At 54.8% G+C, this 16,399-nt stretch carries 15 protein-coding genes; 7 read left to right on the forward strand and 8 right to left on the reverse strand.

The window, feature by feature from the left end; translation table 11 throughout:
• Window positions 1-154 precede the first annotated feature (154 nt).
• From AC0Z7K_RS11210 to AC0Z7K_RS11220, 3 genes are all read right to left on the reverse strand, one after another.
• A complete protein-coding gene (locus tag AC0Z7K_RS11210) occupies window positions 155-541 on the reverse strand; it encodes a helix-turn-helix domain-containing protein (protein WP_056778417.1) in 387 nt (128 codons plus the stop codon).
• A gap of 485 nt (window positions 542-1,026) precedes the next feature.
• Window positions 1,027-2,799 (reverse strand): penicillin-binding transpeptidase domain-containing protein, encoded by a 1,773-nt coding sequence (locus tag AC0Z7K_RS11215; RefSeq protein ID WP_413529384.1) that lies wholly within the window; start codon window positions 2,797-2,799, stop codon window positions 1,027-1,029.
• A 220-nt stretch (window positions 2,800-3,019) separates the two neighbouring features.
• On the reverse strand, window positions 3,020-3,262 hold the full coding sequence (locus AC0Z7K_RS11220) for a DinI family protein (RefSeq protein ID WP_413529385.1): 243 nt from the start codon (window positions 3,260-3,262) through the stop codon (window positions 3,020-3,022).
• A gap of 195 nt (window positions 3,263-3,457) precedes the next feature.
• Here AC0Z7K_RS11220 and AC0Z7K_RS11225 point away from each other — a divergent pair, with 195 nt between their 5' ends.
• Genes AC0Z7K_RS11225 through AC0Z7K_RS11240 form a run of 4 tightly spaced genes read left to right on the forward strand, consistent with a single transcriptional unit; the run spans window position 3,458 to window position 7,000 of the window.
• Window positions 3,458-3,835 (forward strand): copper resistance protein, encoded by a 378-nt coding sequence (locus AC0Z7K_RS11225; protein ID WP_485614444.1) that lies wholly within the window; start codon window positions 3,458-3,460, stop codon window positions 3,833-3,835.
• A gap of 54 nt (window positions 3,836-3,889) precedes the next feature.
• Window positions 3,890-5,929, forward strand: a complete 2,040-nt coding sequence (locus AC0Z7K_RS11230) for a protein-disulfide reductase DsbD family protein (RefSeq protein WP_485614446.1) — start codon at window positions 3,890-3,892, stop codon at window positions 5,927-5,929.
• Entirely contained in the window at window positions 5,929-6,513 is a 585-nt protein-coding gene (locus AC0Z7K_RS11235) for a DsbA family protein (protein WP_413529388.1), read from the forward strand. The genes AC0Z7K_RS11230 and AC0Z7K_RS11235 overlap by 1 nt, the downstream gene beginning before the upstream one ends.
• Window positions 6,500-7,000: a protein disulfide oxidoreductase gene (locus tag AC0Z7K_RS11240; protein ID WP_485614448.1), complete on the forward strand. Its 501-nt coding sequence runs from the start codon at window positions 6,500-6,502 to the stop codon at window positions 6,998-7,000. Before AC0Z7K_RS11235 ends, AC0Z7K_RS11240 begins: the two co-directional genes overlap by 14 nt.
• 82 nt (window positions 7,001-7,082) lie before the next feature.
• On the opposite strand, the gene yejM is transcribed toward AC0Z7K_RS11240, so the two are convergent.
• Window positions 7,083-8,864: an LPS biosynthesis-modulating metalloenzyme YejM gene (gene yejM / locus AC0Z7K_RS11245; RefSeq protein ID WP_485614450.1), complete on the reverse strand. Its 1,782-nt coding sequence runs from the start codon at window positions 8,862-8,864 to the stop codon at window positions 7,083-7,085.
• Between the two features lie 24 nt (window positions 8,865-8,888).
• Window positions 8,889-9,116: a YejL family protein gene (locus AC0Z7K_RS11250; RefSeq protein WP_112167111.1), complete on the reverse strand. Its 228-nt coding sequence runs from the start codon at window positions 9,114-9,116 to the stop codon at window positions 8,889-8,891.
• 220 nt (window positions 9,117-9,336) lie between these two features.
• Between AC0Z7K_RS11250 and yejK the strand changes: the two genes are divergently transcribed.
• Window positions 9,337-10,338 (forward strand): nucleoid-associated protein YejK, encoded by a 1,002-nt coding sequence (gene yejK / locus AC0Z7K_RS11255; RefSeq protein WP_413529391.1) that lies wholly within the window; start codon window positions 9,337-9,339, stop codon window positions 10,336-10,338.
• A gap of 93 nt (window positions 10,339-10,431) precedes the next feature.
• Here the strand turns inward: yejK and rplY are convergent, their stop codons facing one another.
• Both rplY and radD read right to left on the reverse strand, forming a co-directional pair.
• Entirely contained in the window at window positions 10,432-10,722 is a 291-nt protein-coding gene (gene rplY, locus AC0Z7K_RS11260; protein WP_413529392.1) for a 50S ribosomal protein L25, read from the reverse strand.
• A 136-nt stretch (window positions 10,723-10,858) separates the two neighbouring features.
• A complete protein-coding gene (gene radD / locus AC0Z7K_RS11265) occupies window positions 10,859-12,622 on the reverse strand; it encodes a DNA repair helicase RadD (protein ID WP_413529393.1) in 1,764 nt (587 codons plus the stop codon).
• A 367-nt stretch (window positions 12,623-12,989) separates the two neighbouring features.
• Between radD and rsuA the strand changes: the two genes are divergently transcribed.
• Together rsuA and AC0Z7K_RS11275 are read left to right on the forward strand one after the other, a co-directional pair.
• A complete protein-coding gene (gene rsuA / locus AC0Z7K_RS11270; protein WP_485614452.1) occupies window positions 12,990-13,697 on the forward strand; it encodes a 16S rRNA pseudouridine(516) synthase RsuA in 708 nt (235 codons plus the stop codon).
• A gap of 32 nt (window positions 13,698-13,729) precedes the next feature.
• A complete protein-coding gene (locus AC0Z7K_RS11275) occupies window positions 13,730-14,935 on the forward strand; it encodes a Bcr/CflA family multidrug efflux MFS transporter (protein WP_413529395.1) in 1,206 nt (401 codons plus the stop codon).
• Window positions 14,936-14,967: 32 nt separating this feature from the next.
• On the opposite strand, the gene AC0Z7K_RS11280 is transcribed toward AC0Z7K_RS11275, so the two are convergent.
• Window positions 14,968-16,323 (reverse strand): MFS transporter, encoded by a 1,356-nt coding sequence (locus AC0Z7K_RS11280; protein WP_413529396.1) that lies wholly within the window; start codon window positions 16,321-16,323, stop codon window positions 14,968-14,970.
• Between the last annotated feature and the right edge of the window lie 76 nt (window positions 16,324-16,399).

Genomic DNA, 16,399 nt, shown 5'->3' on the forward strand with positions numbered 1-16,399 from the left:
TTCTCAGACACAGAATGCGTTTAGAATTGTGCAGTAAAGAATGAGCAGTAAAAGTGCGCGGCCATCAATGGCCGCGTTTTTTATGGGCAAGATTTGTGTGAGAACCCTGTTAATCGCCACCATCGGGCCTGAGTGAAATGGGGGGCTGACAGCCTCAGGCTGATTTCTGGTGGATCAAATGCAACGGGGGAGAAACATCGAGTTTGATGTCGGGGTTTTGGCGAAATTCATGAGGCGTAATGTTGAAACGCTTGCGGAACATGTAGGTGAAATGCGACTGCGAGCCGAATCCGAAATCCATCGCGATATCAAAAATCGGTGTTTCACTGCTGCTCAGCTGATAGACAGCGCTCGCCAGACGACGTTCCCTGATGTACTTCCCCAGAGAAATGCCTGTCGATTCCTTAAACAGTTTTTGCATGTGCCAGAGCGAATAGCCTGAGTACTCAGCCAGTTCTTCGAGGTGGATCACGCGGCCAAGGTGGCCTTCGATCCATTTGCTGAGTGCGCTGACGATTGCGAGATGAATGTCTTGAGCCATAACCAGTCTGTATTAATGTCGAATATCGCTATTATACACGACTTCGCCCTGATGGCGTGGCAGGTGTTGCTCAGGAGAGGGGGGAACAAAATGGCCCGCGGATCAGAACTGCGCGTGCAGTCTGGTGGGCCATGATTTAGCGTAACAGGAACCAGTGAATTAACCGGGCAATGCCGTCGTCCAGAAGTACCATTCCGGCGAGGATAAGAACGATCAGAATGATAAAGTTCTTACGCGTTGGCATAAGTTACCTCAGTTACCAGGGGCCACTGCCCTGCATATTCAGTGCGATAACACCCAGACAGACCACAACAAAGACCAGCAAAACGATAAAAAGGCGTTTCATTCTTTTTTATCAGAGCCTGAGCTCTTCCTCCAGCATAGGGACATAATCTGCAAACTTCCTGAAACTGAATTTCAGGAAGCAAATCACGCGAACGTTAACCCTATTTTCCACACAAATCCAGTGAACTTGTGACGCAGATCTACTCTTCTGTCGCCGGACGTCTCACCAGATCGGTCTTCTGCCCGCCGTTGATGACGGTGGTTGGCGGCGTTTCAGGCACCAGCGCGTCCGGGGCGATATTCATGTGGTTAAGCACTTCACCCATGATTTGTCCGAATATAGGGCCTGCCACCGAGCCGCCGAAATGTTTACCGGCCTGCGGATTATTGACCATCACCACCAGCGCTACGCGCGGATTACTTGCCGGTGCGACGCCCGCCGTATAGTTGATGTAACCGCCGTCGTATTTACCGCTGGCGCCCATTTTTTCTGCGGTACCCGTTTTGATTGCCAGCCGATAACCGGGAACCGCCGCGCTGAGGCCGGAGCCGCCGGGCAGGGCGTCACTTTCCATCATGTGAATCACGGTGCGCACCACATCAGCGGACATGATCCGGGTGCCGAGCACCGGAGGCGTCACTTTAGTGATCGACAGCGGGCGATAGATGCCTTCTGAGCCGATGGTGGCGTATTCGCGGGCGATTTGCAGTGGCGTGACGCGCAAACCATAGCCGAAGGAGAAGGTGGCGCGTTCGATATCTGCCCAGCGCTCACGGTGCGCCGGGAAGTAACCGCTGCTCTCGCCACCGATGCCTAAATCGGTCGCTTTGCCTAAACCGAAGGACTGATAGAGCTGCACCAGCACATTCGCTGGCATCGCCAGCGCGATATGCGAGACGGCAATATCACTGGATTTCTGCAAAATGCCGGTGATGGTCAGCGCTGGCCAGTGGCCGACGTCTTTGATCAGGTGACCGTTGACAGTGTACGGATGGGTATCCAGCACAGAGTCTGGACGGATCATCTTACGTGCCAGACCGGCCATCACCACCAGCGGTTTCACGGTTGAACCTGGCTCGAAGCTGTCGCTGATGGCGACGTTGCGCATGTCTTTGACCGCCACGCCAGCGTAGTTGTTCGGGTTATAAGACGGGAACGACGCCATGCCTAAAATTTCACCGGTATTCACATCCACCAACACCGCTGCGCCAGATTCTGCCTGATTGAGTAACACGCCGGTGCGCAGACGCGAGTACAGAACGTACTGCATAAAACTGTCGATGCTCAGGTTGATGGTCGGTGGCTGCTGTGGTGCGACTTCTTTCAATACGCCGATGACGTTACCGTGGCGATCCTGACGGTACTCGCGCATGCCCGGTTTACCTTCTAACAGCGCGTTGAAGCCTTTTTCAATGCCGTTCAGACCTTCGTTATCGGTGCCAACCACGCCGACCAGATTGGCCGCCGCTTCGCTCATCGGATAGTAACGGCTGTCGTCATGGATGCTGCTGATGCCACCGAGATGCAACTGACCGATATCTTCGGCAATACCTTCTTCAATTTTTCGACCCAGATACACGAAGCGGCGCTGCGGATCACTATTAATGGTTTGCTGCAATTGCGACAGCGGCATATTTAGCGCGGAGGCCAGATACTGCCATTTCGGGCTGTTCAGATCGCTGTGTAATTCGAGAATGCGAAAGGGGTCGGCAACAATATCTTTGGAAGCGACGCTTAACGCCAGCGGATGGCCGTTGCGATCGGATATCGTCCCGCGCACGGCTGGAATAATATTGGAACGCAGTGAGCGCGAATCGGCTTCTTTTTCCAGCATCGGCTGGTTGAGCAGTTGCAAATAGCCCACCCGGCCAAGCAGAAGCGCCATACAACAGACAATGCCGAGGCAAATCAGCGCAAAGCGCTTGGCGTAAAAATGGGGTTGGGCGCTGGATTTTTTTGAGCTCGGTGGCATGGCGGTTTCGCAAAGTCATTGACGCATTTGAAGCGAAAAGCGAAGGTGCGCGGGACAATAAAACCGGCTTTCTGCGCCCGGTTTGTACCCAATATAATGCGACTCATCGCTCTGATTGATAATGAATTTCGTATATCACCAGTATCTTATATTAAGCCCAAGCTATGGATTGTTTATTTCAATTGCGCTTTGTAAGCAAGTGCAACCGCAACGCCGTTTTTTATTCGACGGACAGCCATTCGTCGGCTTCTTCGAACATTTCCTCTAGCATTTGGTTTAATTGTGAACGTTCCTGCTTACTGGCACCGTGGGTGTTGAGCCCGTTAGCCTGCATCGGTTTCACTTTCACGTCGGCATCCGGGAACATTCGGTGCACGCGCCTGGCCAGCTCGGCTTCAATTTTTTCACTGGCATTAGGGATGCCGGCGACATTCCGTTTGTCAAAAATCAGTTCAACCCGCATAACTTTCCTCGTTATTATCCAATGTCATTAACTGGCTAAATATACAGTAACCGGGCGGGGTGCTCTAGCTGTTTTTCATCGGTGAACTGGAATCAGTTTCATCTTTTTGAGCGTAAATTCATGTAATTCGCGACCCATGGCTCTTGTGAATGTTTTGTTGCCAGTTAGAATGGCGGCGATATAGATGAGGGAACTGTGAATAAACACCGGCGTTCAGCACTGATTTTCTTCTGCCTGGCATGTCTTGTCATACTAACCTGTATGACGCAGCGCATCGCCGGGCTGAATGCGTTGTCTGCCCTTCTGAAACAGGATGCGGTGACGCTTTCAGGTTCACCCGCGCTAAATGAACAGCCTTCTGACCTCTCGTCTATTCCCACCCCGTGCGAACTGGCCAGCAAATCGCTGCTGTCTGTGCCGCCCCTGCTTTTAGAATTTGCGTTTCTGGCGCTGAGCCTGCTGCTGGCTTTTTTGTCACGCGGCAACATGGCGGCCATTCGCTGTCTTCTGCCCGAGGCCGTGCCTGTACCGCGACTGCGGGTACATCTGCGGCTGTGTGTTTTCCGGGAATAAAAATCCGCCTGCGTTTTTCTACAGGACGTGATCTTTTATTTTTGGAGAAAATCTATGCGAAGTTTATTCAGAGCGGCGTTCGGCTGCTTTCTGGTGCTCTGGCTGAACGCCGGGACAGCGGCCGATTCCGGCTGGCTGCAAAGCCCGCAAAATACCCATGTGAAGGTGCGTTTGCAGGCTCAGCCTGCGGACGATAATGCGCAACACTCCCGACTGCTGCTGTCTGTCAGTCTCGAAAAGGGCTGGAAAACCTACTGGCGATCGCCGGGCGAGGGCGGTATTGCACCGTCGATCAGCTGGCAGGATGCTGCCGTGGGCAAATCAGCCATCTGGTTCTGGCCGTCGCCGTCGAGGTTTGATGTCGCCGGTATCACCACCCAGGGCTACCACGGTGAAGTGAGTTTGCCGCTGGTGTTGGCCGGTAAAACGCCGAAAACCCTCTCCGGCACGCTGACGCTGCCGGTGTGCAGCAACGTTTGCATCCTGACCGATTATCCTTTCAGTCTGGATCTGCGTAAAACCACCGACAATGAGGATTTTGCCCGTCAGTTTGCTGTGGCGATGGGCAAGGTGCCGATTGCGCAGGGGCTGACGGATAAGGCTTCGGCGGGGTATCGTAGCGGAAGTTTGCAGATTACCGCTCAGCGCGCTCAGGGCTGGCAGAAGCCGGAACTGTTTATTGATACGCTGGAAGGCAGCGCGTTTGGTAAACCGGTGGTGAAGGTTGAGGGTGAGCAACTGCGGGTGACGCTGCCGGTGACCGATGAGTGGGGCGATATTGCCGGTGAACTGAGCGGTAAAACCGTCAGTGTAGTGCTGAACGATGATGGCCTTGCGCAGCAGATAAGCCTGAAGGTTGGCGCACTTCCTGCGCAGTCGGGAAATGGCATGGCGTTGTGGCAGGTTGCGCTGATGGCGCTGGCGGGAGGATTTATTCTCAATCTGATGCCATGCGTGCTGCCGGTGCTCGGCATGAAGCTGGGCAGCATCTTGCAGATGGCCGAGCGCGACCGGCAACGCGTCCGCGTGCAGTTTCTGGCATCCTCTGCCGGGATTATTACCTCGTTCCTTGCGCTGGCGCTGCTGATGACGGTATTACGCCTCACTCAACAGACACTGGGATGGGGAATTCAGTTTCAGAATCCGTGGTTTATCGGGCTGATGGTACTGGTCACCGCGCTGTTTACCGCTAATTTGCTCGGCCTGTTTGAAATCAATCTGCCTTCCCGCATGACCACCCGCTTAGCGACGCAAAAACGCGGCGGATTAGCCGGTCACTTTGCCGAGGGTGCGTTTGCGACCCTGCTGGCGACGCCGTGCTCCGCGCCGTTCCTCGGCACCGCCGTGGCGTTTGCGCTGGCGGCATCGCTGCCGGTGCTGTGGGGCGTCTTCCTGATGTTAGGGGTGGGCATGAGCCTGCCGTGGCTGATGATTGCGCTGTGGCCCGGACTGGCGCTGCGCCTGCCGCGTCCTGGCCGCTGGATGCTGCGCCTGCGGCTGACGCTCGGGTTCCTGATGCTCGCCGCCTGCCTGTGGTTGCTCAGCCTGATGCAAAATCACCTTTCCGTTCAGACGGTTATCATCGCCGCCGCCGTGTTGTTACTGGTACTGATCGGCGTTTCTGCCCGTCACTACGGTATACGCGGCACGGCGGCTGCGACCGGTCTCGGGCTTATTGTCACGGCGATCATTTTCTTTGGTCTGACTTTCAGCTCTGGCAAACCATCCAGCCGGGATGCTATTCGCTGGCAACCGCTGTCCGAGCAGGCTATTGAAGACGCGCTGGCGCAGAAAAAGGGGGTGTTTGTGGATGTCACTGCTGACTGGTGTGTTACCTGTAAAGCCAATAAATACAATGTCCTGATGCGTGATGACGTGCAAAAAGCGCTGACGGAAAACAACGTGGTCGCCCTGCGCGGTGACTGGAGTTTGCCGTCGAAAACGATCACTGAATTTCTGCAAAAACGCGGCAACGTCGCCGTGCCTTTCAATCAAATTTATGGCCCGTCCCAGCCGGAGGGCGAAATTTTATCGCCACTGCTGACCCGTGAAGCCGTTTTACAAGGGCTCAAAAAAGCCCGCGGAGCTGAATAATGAAAATATTAATGCTGATGTTAATGATGATAATTTCCCCGGCAGTGCTGGCGATGACGCCGGAAGAGACGCTGTTCAACAACCCGGCTACGCCGCACTTTGGCGCGAAAAATCCGCGGCTGACCATTGTGTCATTCACCGATTACAACTGTCCGTATTGCAAACAATTCGATCCGCTGCTGGAGCGGGTGGTGAAGGAAAACCCGGACGTGTCGGTGGTCATCAAGCTGCTGCCGTTTCGCGGTGCCAGTTCGATCATTGCCGGTCGCGCGGCGATGACCGTCTGGGAACAGCATCCCGAAAAGTTTCAGGCGTTGCATCAGCGTCTTATGTCTAAAAAAGGGCCGCATGATGAAGCCAGCGCCGTAGAGGCAGTGAAAAGCGTCGGGCTGGCGCCGATCACCGTTACGCCCGCCAGCTATCTTGAGCTGAAAACCAACGTTGAAATCGCCGAAGTGCTGGGCATTCAGGGCACTCCGGCGACCATTATTGGCGATCAGCTGGTGGCGGGCGCGATCGGGTGGGATGACCTTAATAAGCTGGTGAAAGAACAGCTGGCTAAGGTGAAACATGACAAAGCTTAAACGCTGGGCGCGCGAGCTCGGCGTTCTGGCGCTGCTGATATTTGCGGTGATGTCAGGGGTGGATTTTCTGCGCGCGCCCCAGGCACCGGCTGATTTCGGCCATCAGCCTTTGCAAGTAGTTGACGGTCAGAACATCACGTTACTTGAACAAAGTCAGCAGCGCCCCCTGCTGGTGTACTTCTGGGCGACGTGGTGCGGTATATGCAAAATGACCACTCCGGACGTCGCGAAGCTGGCGGAAGAGGGCGGGAACGTCCTTTCGGTGGCGTTGCGCTCGGGTGATGAAGACAAAATCCGGGAGTATCTGGCTGCGAAAAATATCGCGATGCCGGTGGTGAATGACCCGCGCGGTGAGCTTTCCGCACAGTGGGACATCGGCGTGACGCCGACGTTCGTCATGATCGATAAAGGCAACGTAGTGAGCACAACCACTGGCTGGACATCGTACTGGGGGATGAAAGCCAGATTGTGGTGGGCAGGGTTCTAATCCCCATTCGGGCAAAACAAAAAGGCCTTCACTGACGGATCGGTGAAGGCCTTTTTCATGCTGCGGCGTAATGCAAAACTTATCAGTTGGCGAGGAAGCGTTTCTCGTCGGTCAGAACCTGAAGCAGAAGGCTTAGTTCAGGTTTCTGATCTTTTATACGCTTACCGTTCTCATCGAACGCACGGTAATCGCCGTCGCTTTCCAGTTCCAGCGTCTGGGTCGGCGTGGTGATCACCAGCGTGCCATTGTCGTTGGTGGTGACCCAGTTATGACGACGTTTTGCCGCAAACAGATCTTCACCCTGTGAATAATCCGCAGGCGAAGTGGTCACGTGCAGCAGACGCTGCATCAGCGTGGTCATGACATCCGCATGCGCCGTCAGCTTGTCGATATTCTGCGCCGGGGTACCCGGCCAGTGAATGATCAGCGGAACCTGCATCTGCTGGCGGTTCATGGTATTGCCCGAACCCCATGTGCCGTTCTCGTTGAATTCTATGCCGTGCGAAGCGGTGATCACCACCACGGTTTTATCCAGCTCTCCGCGCGCTTTGAGCGATTGCAGGATGCTGCTGATTTGCTGATCAACATCCTGTGCACCGCTCTGATAACGGTGAATAAAGGTGTTGCCTACCGGCACGCTGTCGCCGTTCTTACGCAGCGCGGAGCTGATGCCGTTCAGATTGACGTAAGAGAACCACGGGCCGTTACCGCGCACGTTCAGCCATTGTTGCCACTGCGCGACCGTCTGCTGATCGGTCTGTTTGACCGCCGCAGGCAGCGTAAAGTCGGTCAGCAGCGCCTGACGGTACAACGGATTATCAAAGCCGTCGGAGGCGAACAGACCAAATTCGTAACCCTGATGTTCCAGAGATGTGACCAGCGCCGAAGGTTTGCGCGCCGCCAGAATTCCCGGCATATAAGTCGGAGAGATACCGTAGAACAGGCCAAACTGGCCGGTATCTTCGCGGTTACCGGAGCTGAAATGCTGCTCGAAACGGATGTTCTGCCTGGCGAACTCGGCAAGCGCGGGCATATCTTGGTTCAGCGTGGACGTGTGGACACCGTCGAGCACCACCATCAGCAGATTGTATTTGGTGCCGGTGGCGTTGAAAGTGATGTTGTTCAGTGGATATTCCACCGCCAGCGCTTCAGGATTCCCCTGTTCAACAAGACGCTTCTGGTATTCAGCGGCATTCAGCAGGCCATGCTTCTCAAGGAATTTACGTGCCGTCATCGGATAGGACAGTGGCAGATTGGAGCGCTGCATGGTGATCGGACGATAGAAATTGGCATCCGCCCAGATGTACATCAGGTGCGAGGCAAAGAAGCTGACGATAAACAGCACCACGATGGGCTTGGCGAAATTGCGACGGTTCAGGCTGCGCAGCTTCTGCCACGCCCAGGTACCAAACAGCATTTCAATCAGGAAAATTACCGGCACGGCGATAAACATCAGCTGCCAGTCGCGCGCCATCTCACCCCGTCCGGGATTGACGACCAGCTCCCACACCACAGGATTAATGTGCAGGTGAAAGCGGGTAAAGACTTCGGTGTCGACCAGCAGGAGGGTGAGCCCGGTGGTCGCCAGTATCGCTGACAGGAATCGCAACAAGCGTTGCGACATCACCACAAAGGTCAGTGGGAAGATGATCAGCAGATAGGCGGAGAAACCGATAAAACTGAAATGCCCAAGCCAACTGACGAACGCGTAAACGCGACCTTGCAGCGAGGAAGGCCAGTCAGAAACAAACAGGTAGCGGCTGCCTAGCCCAAGAATGAGCAGGATATTAAACAGGGCGAACCAGTGGCCCCAGCTGATCATCTGGGAAACTTTTTCGCGATAGCGCTGACTATTTGTCACCATGAGAGGGTTTGGGCAAGTAAAGGATTAATGGGCTTTATCTTCTCTTATCGACGCTTGCAGAGCACTTGCGAAAGACTGAGATAACGCTTTGCGCTGTGCAGGAGCGACGCTGGTATTGATAAGGTTAGTCACCATATTGCCCAGAACCATCAAAGAAAGATCGGTTGGGGCGCGGTGCTTTTCCAGAACAGTTGCCAGCTCGGAAAGGAGTTGTTCAACGTGTTCGTCACTGTAACGGGATGATTGTGCCATAGAGTAATGTGCTTCTTGATCTGACAAAGTCCAATATCTTAACGTAACGCGCCCCCATTTTCCGCATTTTTATAACGAAGATAACGTTGCGTTATTGATCGCATCTATTAATCGGTATTTCCACGGTGGGAGTGGTTGCGGCTTTGGCACTTCAGTGTTTGAATACGCCCCGCAGGAAAACCCCTCTTACACGGCTGCATTTCAAACAGGAGAAAGTCCCATGAGTCTGGATATCGAGCAGATCGCTCTGCACCAGTTGAACAAGCGCGATGAGCAAACGCTGGATGTTGTGCTGCGCGATACGCTTTTGACGCCGAATGCTGCCGTTGACGAAATGATGGCTGAACTGCACCGCGTCTATAGCGCAAAAAGCAAAGCCTATGGTCTGTTCAACGAAGACAGCGAGCTGAAAGAAACGTTACGCAGCTGCCGCAAAGGGGACGATGATTTCCTGTCATTCAGCCGCGCCGCCACCGGCCGCCTGCGTGATGAACTGGCTAAGTATCCATTCGCCGAAGGTGGCGTGGTGCTGTTCTGCCATTATCGTTTCTTAGCCGTTGAATATTTGCTGGTCGCGGTGCTCAGCAGCCGCAGCAGCATGCGCGTCAACGAACAGCTGGACGTCAGCAGCATTCATTATCTCGACATCAACCATGCAGATATTGTGGCGCGTATCGATTTGACTGAATGGGAAACTAATCCTGAATCCACCCGCTATCTGACCTTCCTGAAAGGCCGGGTAGGGCGCAAGGTCTCTGATTTTTTCATGGATTTCCTTGGCGCAGGGGTCGGGCTGGACACCAAAGCGCAGAATCGGGGCTTATTGCAGGCGGTCGATGATTTCTGTACGGAAGCGCAGCTCGATAAAAATGAGCGTCAGAATTACCGCCAGCAGGTGTACACCTACTGCAACGAGCAGTTACAGGCGGGCGAAGAGATCGCGCTGGATGATTTGTCTGAAGAACTGCCGCCGTGGAATGACAAAAAATTCAAAGAATTTACCCAGGAGCAGGGCTATCAGCTGGAAGAAACCTTCCCGGCAGATCGCAGTACGCTGCGTCAGCTGACCAAATTCGCCGGCAGCGGCGGCGGTCTGACTATCAACTTTGATGCGATGCTGATGGGCGAACGTATTTTCTGGGATCCGGCGACCGACACGCTGACCATCAAAGGCACACCGCCGAATCTGCGGGATCAGCTACAGCGCAAATCCGGCAAGTAAAACCCGGATCCCACCCAATAAAAAACACCGCCTGGGCGGTGTTTTTTATTTGTTCTCGCACGGCGTCCCGATGCGCAACAACTCTGTCAGCGATTAAACGCGAACGAAGTCGATGTGAGCCAGTTTTGGCTTGAACGGGTGACGCTGTACAGCCTGAACTTTAACTTTGGTTTCTTTACCGTCGATAACCAGAGTGATAGTTTCAGAGTAGAACTCCGCTTTAACTTCCATGTTCTTTACAGAATCATGGTCCAGTTTGATGGAAACTGGAGCAGCTGAGCCACCGTAAACGATAGCTGGGAATTTGTTTTCTGTACGCAGGCGGCGGCTCGCACCTTTGCCCTGCTCTGCTTCTGGACGTAATTCAACATTGATAGTGAACATGTTTTATTTCTCTATTAGAAAGTTTGCCCCGCCACCTGCGACCGAGTGACGAGTTGAGTATTGCTGCTTCCACGCATGGCGAAAGCGGGCGGTATGATACCGGAATACCCGTGGGACTAAAAGTCCTATCTGGATATTATCCGCGCAGCTCGTTGGCGCGCCGGTAACGCCCCTCGTAATCAAACATCTTTTCCCGCACCTGCCAGAACTGGCCTTTCATGCGCGCAACCACAAAATCCGGATGTCGCAACAAAACCTGCTGCGCGACAATGTCCGCTGCCGTGTTCCATTCCAGCGTTACGCCCGGCGCGCGCTGATGTGGCCGCAGGAAATTATGTAAAAACGCCATTCGCTGGGCGGGCGTGCTGAGCCGGTAACGTTCTGAGACGTCCGCGCCATCTTCATCGTAATAGGTGATTTTCAGCCATTCGCCTTTATCGTCGCGACCGTGTTCCAGATTCATGCCGCCGCAGCGCAGCACCAGCGCATCCTTCAGGCGCAGTGCGGCTTTGAGCATATCGTCAGGATCGACCAGAATTTCTTGGCACTGATGGCAGCGGCGCGCGGCAATGTCGTTCTCTGCGCCGCAGTGCGGGCAGCTTTTGAAGCGAAAGCGGAAGTCACACTGTTCGCGGTTGCCGTCGTCATCTTCCAGCACGCCCTGACAGCGGCGGCCAAAATGCTCGATAATCGTGCCGTCTTCGGTGGTTTTCCCCCAGAAGATATTGGCGAAGCCGCAGGCCGGGCAGAACACCTGCACCGGTTTATTATCGCCAGCCGGTTTATGGCTGCCAACTTCCGGCGTGAAAAGGTCGTGCGGATTTCCGGCGTAATCGAGGATCAGACAGTCGGTTTTGCCTGGCGCGAGCCGCAGCCCGCGCCCGACGATCTGTTGGTACAGGCTGACGGATTCGGTCGGACGCAGAATGGCTATCAGGTCGACATGCGGTGCATCGAAGCCGGTGGTCAGCACTGAGACATTCACCAGATAGCGCAGCTGCTGCTGTTTAAAGGCAGTGATCAGTCGGTCACGCTCGACCGCATGGGTTTGTGCGCTGATCAGCGCCGCTTCGCCTTTCGGCAGTAAACCGAAAATCTCCCCCGCGTGTTCGACGGTAGAGGCAAAGATCATTACGCCTTTGCGATCCTGCGAGAATTCGACAATCTGGCTGATGATGTGCGGCGTGATGCGTTTTTGCTGGCGCAGTTCGTTGTTGAGATCCGCTTCGCTGAATAGCCCGTTGCTGTTGGCTTGTAAACGGCTGAAATCGTAACTGACCACCGGCATGTCCAGCCGCTCCGGCGGCACCAGAAAGCCATTTTTGATCATGTAACGCAGCGGCAGTTCATAAATACAGTCGCGAAACAGGCTGTTGGCGTCGCCGCGCACGATGCCCTGATGGTGATACTGATAAATCCAGCCTTTGCCGAGACGATAGGGCGTGGCCGTCAGCCCGAGCAGCCGCAGACGCGGGTTCTGCGTTTTCAGGTGGGTGATGATTTGCTGGTACTGGCTGGTGTCATCGTCGGAGATGCGGTGGCATTCGTCGACGATCAGCAGGGAAAACTCACCGCTGAACGCCGCAAGATTGGGGGCGACGGACTGCACGCTACCAAACACCACTTTGCCGCTGCTTTGTTTGAGATTCAGCCCGGCGGCAAAGATATCCGCCTCCAGACCGTAGGAAAGATATTTGCTGTGATTTTGCGCGACCAGCTCTTTGACGTGCGCCAGCACCAGCACGCGACCACGCGCCACGCGGGCCAGTTCGGCAATCACCAGACTTTTCCCCGCGCCGGTGGGCAGCACGATCACCGCCGGTTCATCGTGTTGGCGGAAATGACGCAACGTGGCGTCCACGGCATCTTGCTGATAAGGGCGGAGTGTAAAAGCAGTCACGGTTGGTCAGTCACCTTTTGGTTTTCCTGTAAATAACCACAGTGGTGAAGTATGCCAAGAAATCCGCCGGATGGCGATGAGCAATCAAATCACCCGACGTGAATGTTTAGCCTGCTTATTTTTATGCTTTCCTTCTAGGATGCACCGCTAAGCGCGGCTATACTCTCTGTCTCAATGCGGCAGTGCGTCTGCCCCCTCGAAGTAATAACCACGTTTTGCACTTATTGCGAATCGAAAGTATTGCGAATTGAAAGTATTACGAATCGAATAACCCTGAACCCTGTCAGTTGCTTGAATGCGGCGGCGGGGTCTTGTGTTTTATCAGTAACGCGGTCACTCAGATCGCCATGTAAGGCAAGCCGATCCAATGCGTCTGGACAAGTTTTTATCTCAGCAATTAGGTGTAAGCCGCGCGCTCGTGCTGCGTGAGCTTCGCAATAAACGTGTCACCGTTGACGGTGACATCGTCAAAACTGGCGCGATGAAAATCAGCCCCGAGCAGGTCGTCGCCTTCGACGGTAACGTGCTCGATCAAATCACCGGTCCGCGTTATTTCATGCTCAACAAACCACAGGGCTACGTGTGTTCTACGGACGATCCCGATCATCCGACCGTGCTGTATTTCCTCGAAGAGCCGGTAGCGTACAAACTGCATGCGGCAGGGCGTCTGGATATCGACACCACCGGTCTGGTGTTAATGACCGACGACGGCCAGTGGTCGCACCGTGTTACATCGCCTCGCCATCAGTGTGAAAAAACCTATCTGGTGACGCTCGAAAATCCGCTGGCTGACGACACCGCCGCGCAGTTCGAAGCGGGCGTGCAACTGCACAACGAAGATTCCCTGACCAAACCGGCGCAGCTCGAGCAAATCGATGAGCGCGTGGTGCGTCTTACCATCAGCGAAGGCCGTTACCATCAGGTGAAACGCATGTTTGCTGCGGTGGGCAACCACGTGGTAGCGCTGCACCGTGAACGTATCGGCGAGATCGTGATGGATGAAGATTTAGAGCCGGGTCAGTACCGTCCTTTAACTGAACAGGAAATTGCCAGCGTTGGCATGCCTGGACGATAGTTTTACTTTGTCTTATTAATTGGGTGGTGAACGTGCAGGAAAAACCGGTATCCCACATTGGATTGATTTTCATTCTGGGATTGATATCGATGCTGATGCCTTTGGCTATCGATATGTATCTGCCAAGTATGCCCGTGATCGCGCAGGAATATGGTGTTCCGGCGGGCAGTGTGCAAATGACCCTCAGCGCGTACGTGCTGGGTTTTGCGATAGGGCAGCTGTTTTACGGGCCGATGGCGGACAGCCTCGGACGTAAGCCGGTCATTTTCTGGGGCGTAATGATCTTTGCGGTAGCGGCCGGTGCCTGTGCGATGGCGCAGTCGGTCGAGCAACTGGTCTGGATGCGTTTCCTGCACGGTTTAGCCGCTGCGGCCGCCAGCGTGGTGATCAATGCGCTGATGCGCGACATGTTCACCAAAGACGAGTTCTCGCGGATGATGTCTTTTGTGGTGCTGGTGATGACCGTCGCGCCGCTGCTCGCCCCGATGCTTGGCGGCGTGCTGATGGTACTGTTCAGCTGGCACGCAATTTTCTGGGCGATGGCAATTGCCGCGCTGATTGCTGCAACGTTGGTGGCGGTGTACATCAAAGAAACGCTGCCCAAAGAGCGAAGACAAAAATTCCACCTGCGCACCAGTATCGGCAACTTCGTGTCGCTGTTTCGTCATAAACGCGTACTGAGTTACATGCTGGCAAGTGGATTCTCGTTCGCCGGGATGTTCTCTTTCTTAAGCGCCGGTCCGTTTGTGTATATCGAACTCAACGGTGTTTCGCCTCAGCACTTCGGCTTTTACTTTGCGCTGAACATCGTGGCGCTGGTCATCCTGACCATCATTAACAGCCGCAACGTCCGCCGCGCCGGCGCGGTGAAAATGTTCCGCTTCGGCCTGTTTGTGCAGCTGGTGATGGGTATCTGGCTGGTGGTGGTCTGTCTGCTTGGTTTGCCGTTCTGGGCGATGGTGATGGGCGTGGCAGGTTACGTTGGCGTGATTGCGATGGTGACGTCGAATGCGATGGCGGTGATCATGGATGACTTCCCGCACATGGCAGGCACGGCGGCGTCTCTGGCGGGAACGATTCGTTTCGGTACCGGTGCGGCGATCGGTTCCGTCCTCTCGTTGTTTACCGCGAAAAGCGCCTGGCCGATGGTGGGTTCGATGGCGTTTTGCGTGATTGCCGCGACCTTGCTGTATCTGTACGCCAGCCGCCCTACGAAAGTGGCGGCCGAAGCCGCCTGATGTCAACTCCCCTGCGAAGGGGAGTCATTTTCCTAGCCAGCAATCTCCGCTTTAACTCCCTGAACCCTGCGTGCCGCTTTGGCTCTGGCATATTCATCTGCCATCGCCTTGGCTTTTGCACCGGGGATCAGCGCCATATCACACTCTTTCGGCAGTAACGTAGTGACCGCTGCCGCTATCAGCAGGGAGGCGACCAGCGCGTAAATCGCCGTGCTCTGACCGTACAAGCTGACCAGTACGCCGACCAGATACGGGCCGCAGAAACCGCCCAGATTTCCCAGACCATTAATGACACCCCGCGCACTGCCGGCCACTTCCGGCGTGGTGACTTTGCCCGGAATGGTCCAGAAGGCGCTGGTGGCGGCCTGCAGGAAGAAACCGGCACCGACCAGGAAACCGTAGGCTGCCATGATGTTGTGACCAAACGTCACCGATGCCGCCAGACAGGCCGCGAATCCACACAGCGGCAGGGCGATGAACATGCGACGTTTACCGGTTTTATCAGACATCACCGACATCGCCAGGATCCCCAGCATAGTGCCCACGTAAGGAATGATGGCCAGCATGCCGACTGAGCTCATGTCGCCGCCGGTCAGGTTTTTCAGGATGGTTGGCAGCCACAGCGTGTAGCCGTAAATACCGGTCTGATAGAAGAAGTTAATGATGATCAGTTTGACGATGGAACCGTTGCGAAACACCTCTTTCAGCGGCGCGTTATTCACCGGCGCCAGTGCGCGCAGGGCTTCGCGTTCGCGGTTCAGCTCGGTCACCAGATAATCACGTTCGCGTTCAGACAGCCATTTGGCCTCTTCCGGACGGTCGCTGATGGTGAACCACCAGAACAGCATCACTACGAAGGACAATGCCCCTTCGATGATGAACAACCAGCGCCAGTCGAGCGTGTCCAGAATCAGGCCAGACAGAGGAGCCGTGATCATCCCGCCCAGCGGTGCGAACATCAGTACATAGGCATTGGCGCGGCCACGTTCTTTGTCCGGGAACCAGTTGCTGACCATGGTCAGCACCACCGGCAGCATCCCGCCTTCAGCCACGCCCAGCGCAAATCGCAGGAACAGCAACTGATACTGGTTAGTGATAAAGCCGGTGAGAATGGAAATGATTGCCCAGGCAATCAGCGAGCAGGCGATAAATTTGCGTCCGCTGCCGTGAACGGCGAGGCTGCCGCCGGGGACCTGCAGGAATAAATAACCGATAAAGAAAATACCCGCCGCCAGTCCGGCCATCGAGGCGGTAATACCTAATTCGGCATCCATTCCGCCGGGCATGGCGAAACTAATATTCACCCTGTCCATGAACGAAATAATGCAGGCGATAAGAATGGGAGCAATGACGCGTAACCAGCGGGCCTTAGGAATCTTATTATTCATATTCTTTCCTCTGTGTACTTGTATCCGGCGATGACCTAATAAAAGCATTTTGAGGAAACTATTTAGTGACATGAGT

Source organism: Rahnella sp. 1L-D-7-B-C2, from assembly GCF_057290995.1.

Excerpts from the sequence above, each read along its gene's own strand:
- rplY (WP_413529392.1), bottom strand. The coding sequence starts at position 10,722 with ATGTTCACTATCAATGTTGAATTACGTCCAGAAGCAGAGCAGGGCAAA.
- AC0Z7K_RS11210 (WP_056778417.1), bottom strand. The coding sequence starts at position 541 with ATGGCTCAAGACATTCATCTCGCAATCGTCAGCGCACTCAGCAAATGG.
- AC0Z7K_RS11215 (WP_413529384.1), bottom strand. The coding sequence starts at position 2,799 with ATGCCACCGAGCTCAAAAAAATCCAGCGCCCAACCCCATTTTTACGCC.
- rsuA (WP_485614452.1), top strand. The coding sequence starts at position 12,990 with ATGCGTCTGGACAAGTTTTTATCTCAGCAATTAGGTGTAAGCCGCGCG.
- AC0Z7K_RS11280 (WP_413529396.1), bottom strand. The coding sequence starts at position 16,323 with ATGAATAATAAGATTCCTAAGGCCCGCTGGTTACGCGTCATTGCTCCC.
- yejM (WP_485614450.1), bottom strand. The coding sequence starts at position 8,864 with ATGGTGACAAATAGTCAGCGCTATCGCGAAAAAGTTTCCCAGATGATC.
- AC0Z7K_RS11235 (WP_413529388.1), top strand. The coding sequence starts at position 5,929 with ATGAAAATATTAATGCTGATGTTAATGATGATAATTTCCCCGGCAGTG.
- AC0Z7K_RS11250 (WP_112167111.1), bottom strand. The coding sequence starts at position 9,116 with ATGGCACAATCATCCCGTTACAGTGACGAACACGTTGAACAACTCCTT.
- AC0Z7K_RS11230 (WP_485614446.1), top strand. The coding sequence starts at position 3,890 with ATGCGAAGTTTATTCAGAGCGGCGTTCGGCTGCTTTCTGGTGCTCTGG.
- AC0Z7K_RS11220 (WP_413529385.1), bottom strand. The coding sequence starts at position 3,262 with ATGCGGGTTGAACTGATTTTTGACAAACGGAATGTCGCCGGCATCCCT.
- AC0Z7K_RS11240 (WP_485614448.1), top strand. The coding sequence starts at position 6,500 with ATGACAAAGCTTAAACGCTGGGCGCGCGAGCTCGGCGTTCTGGCGCTG.
- yejK (WP_413529391.1), top strand. The coding sequence starts at position 9,337 with ATGAGTCTGGATATCGAGCAGATCGCTCTGCACCAGTTGAACAAGCGC.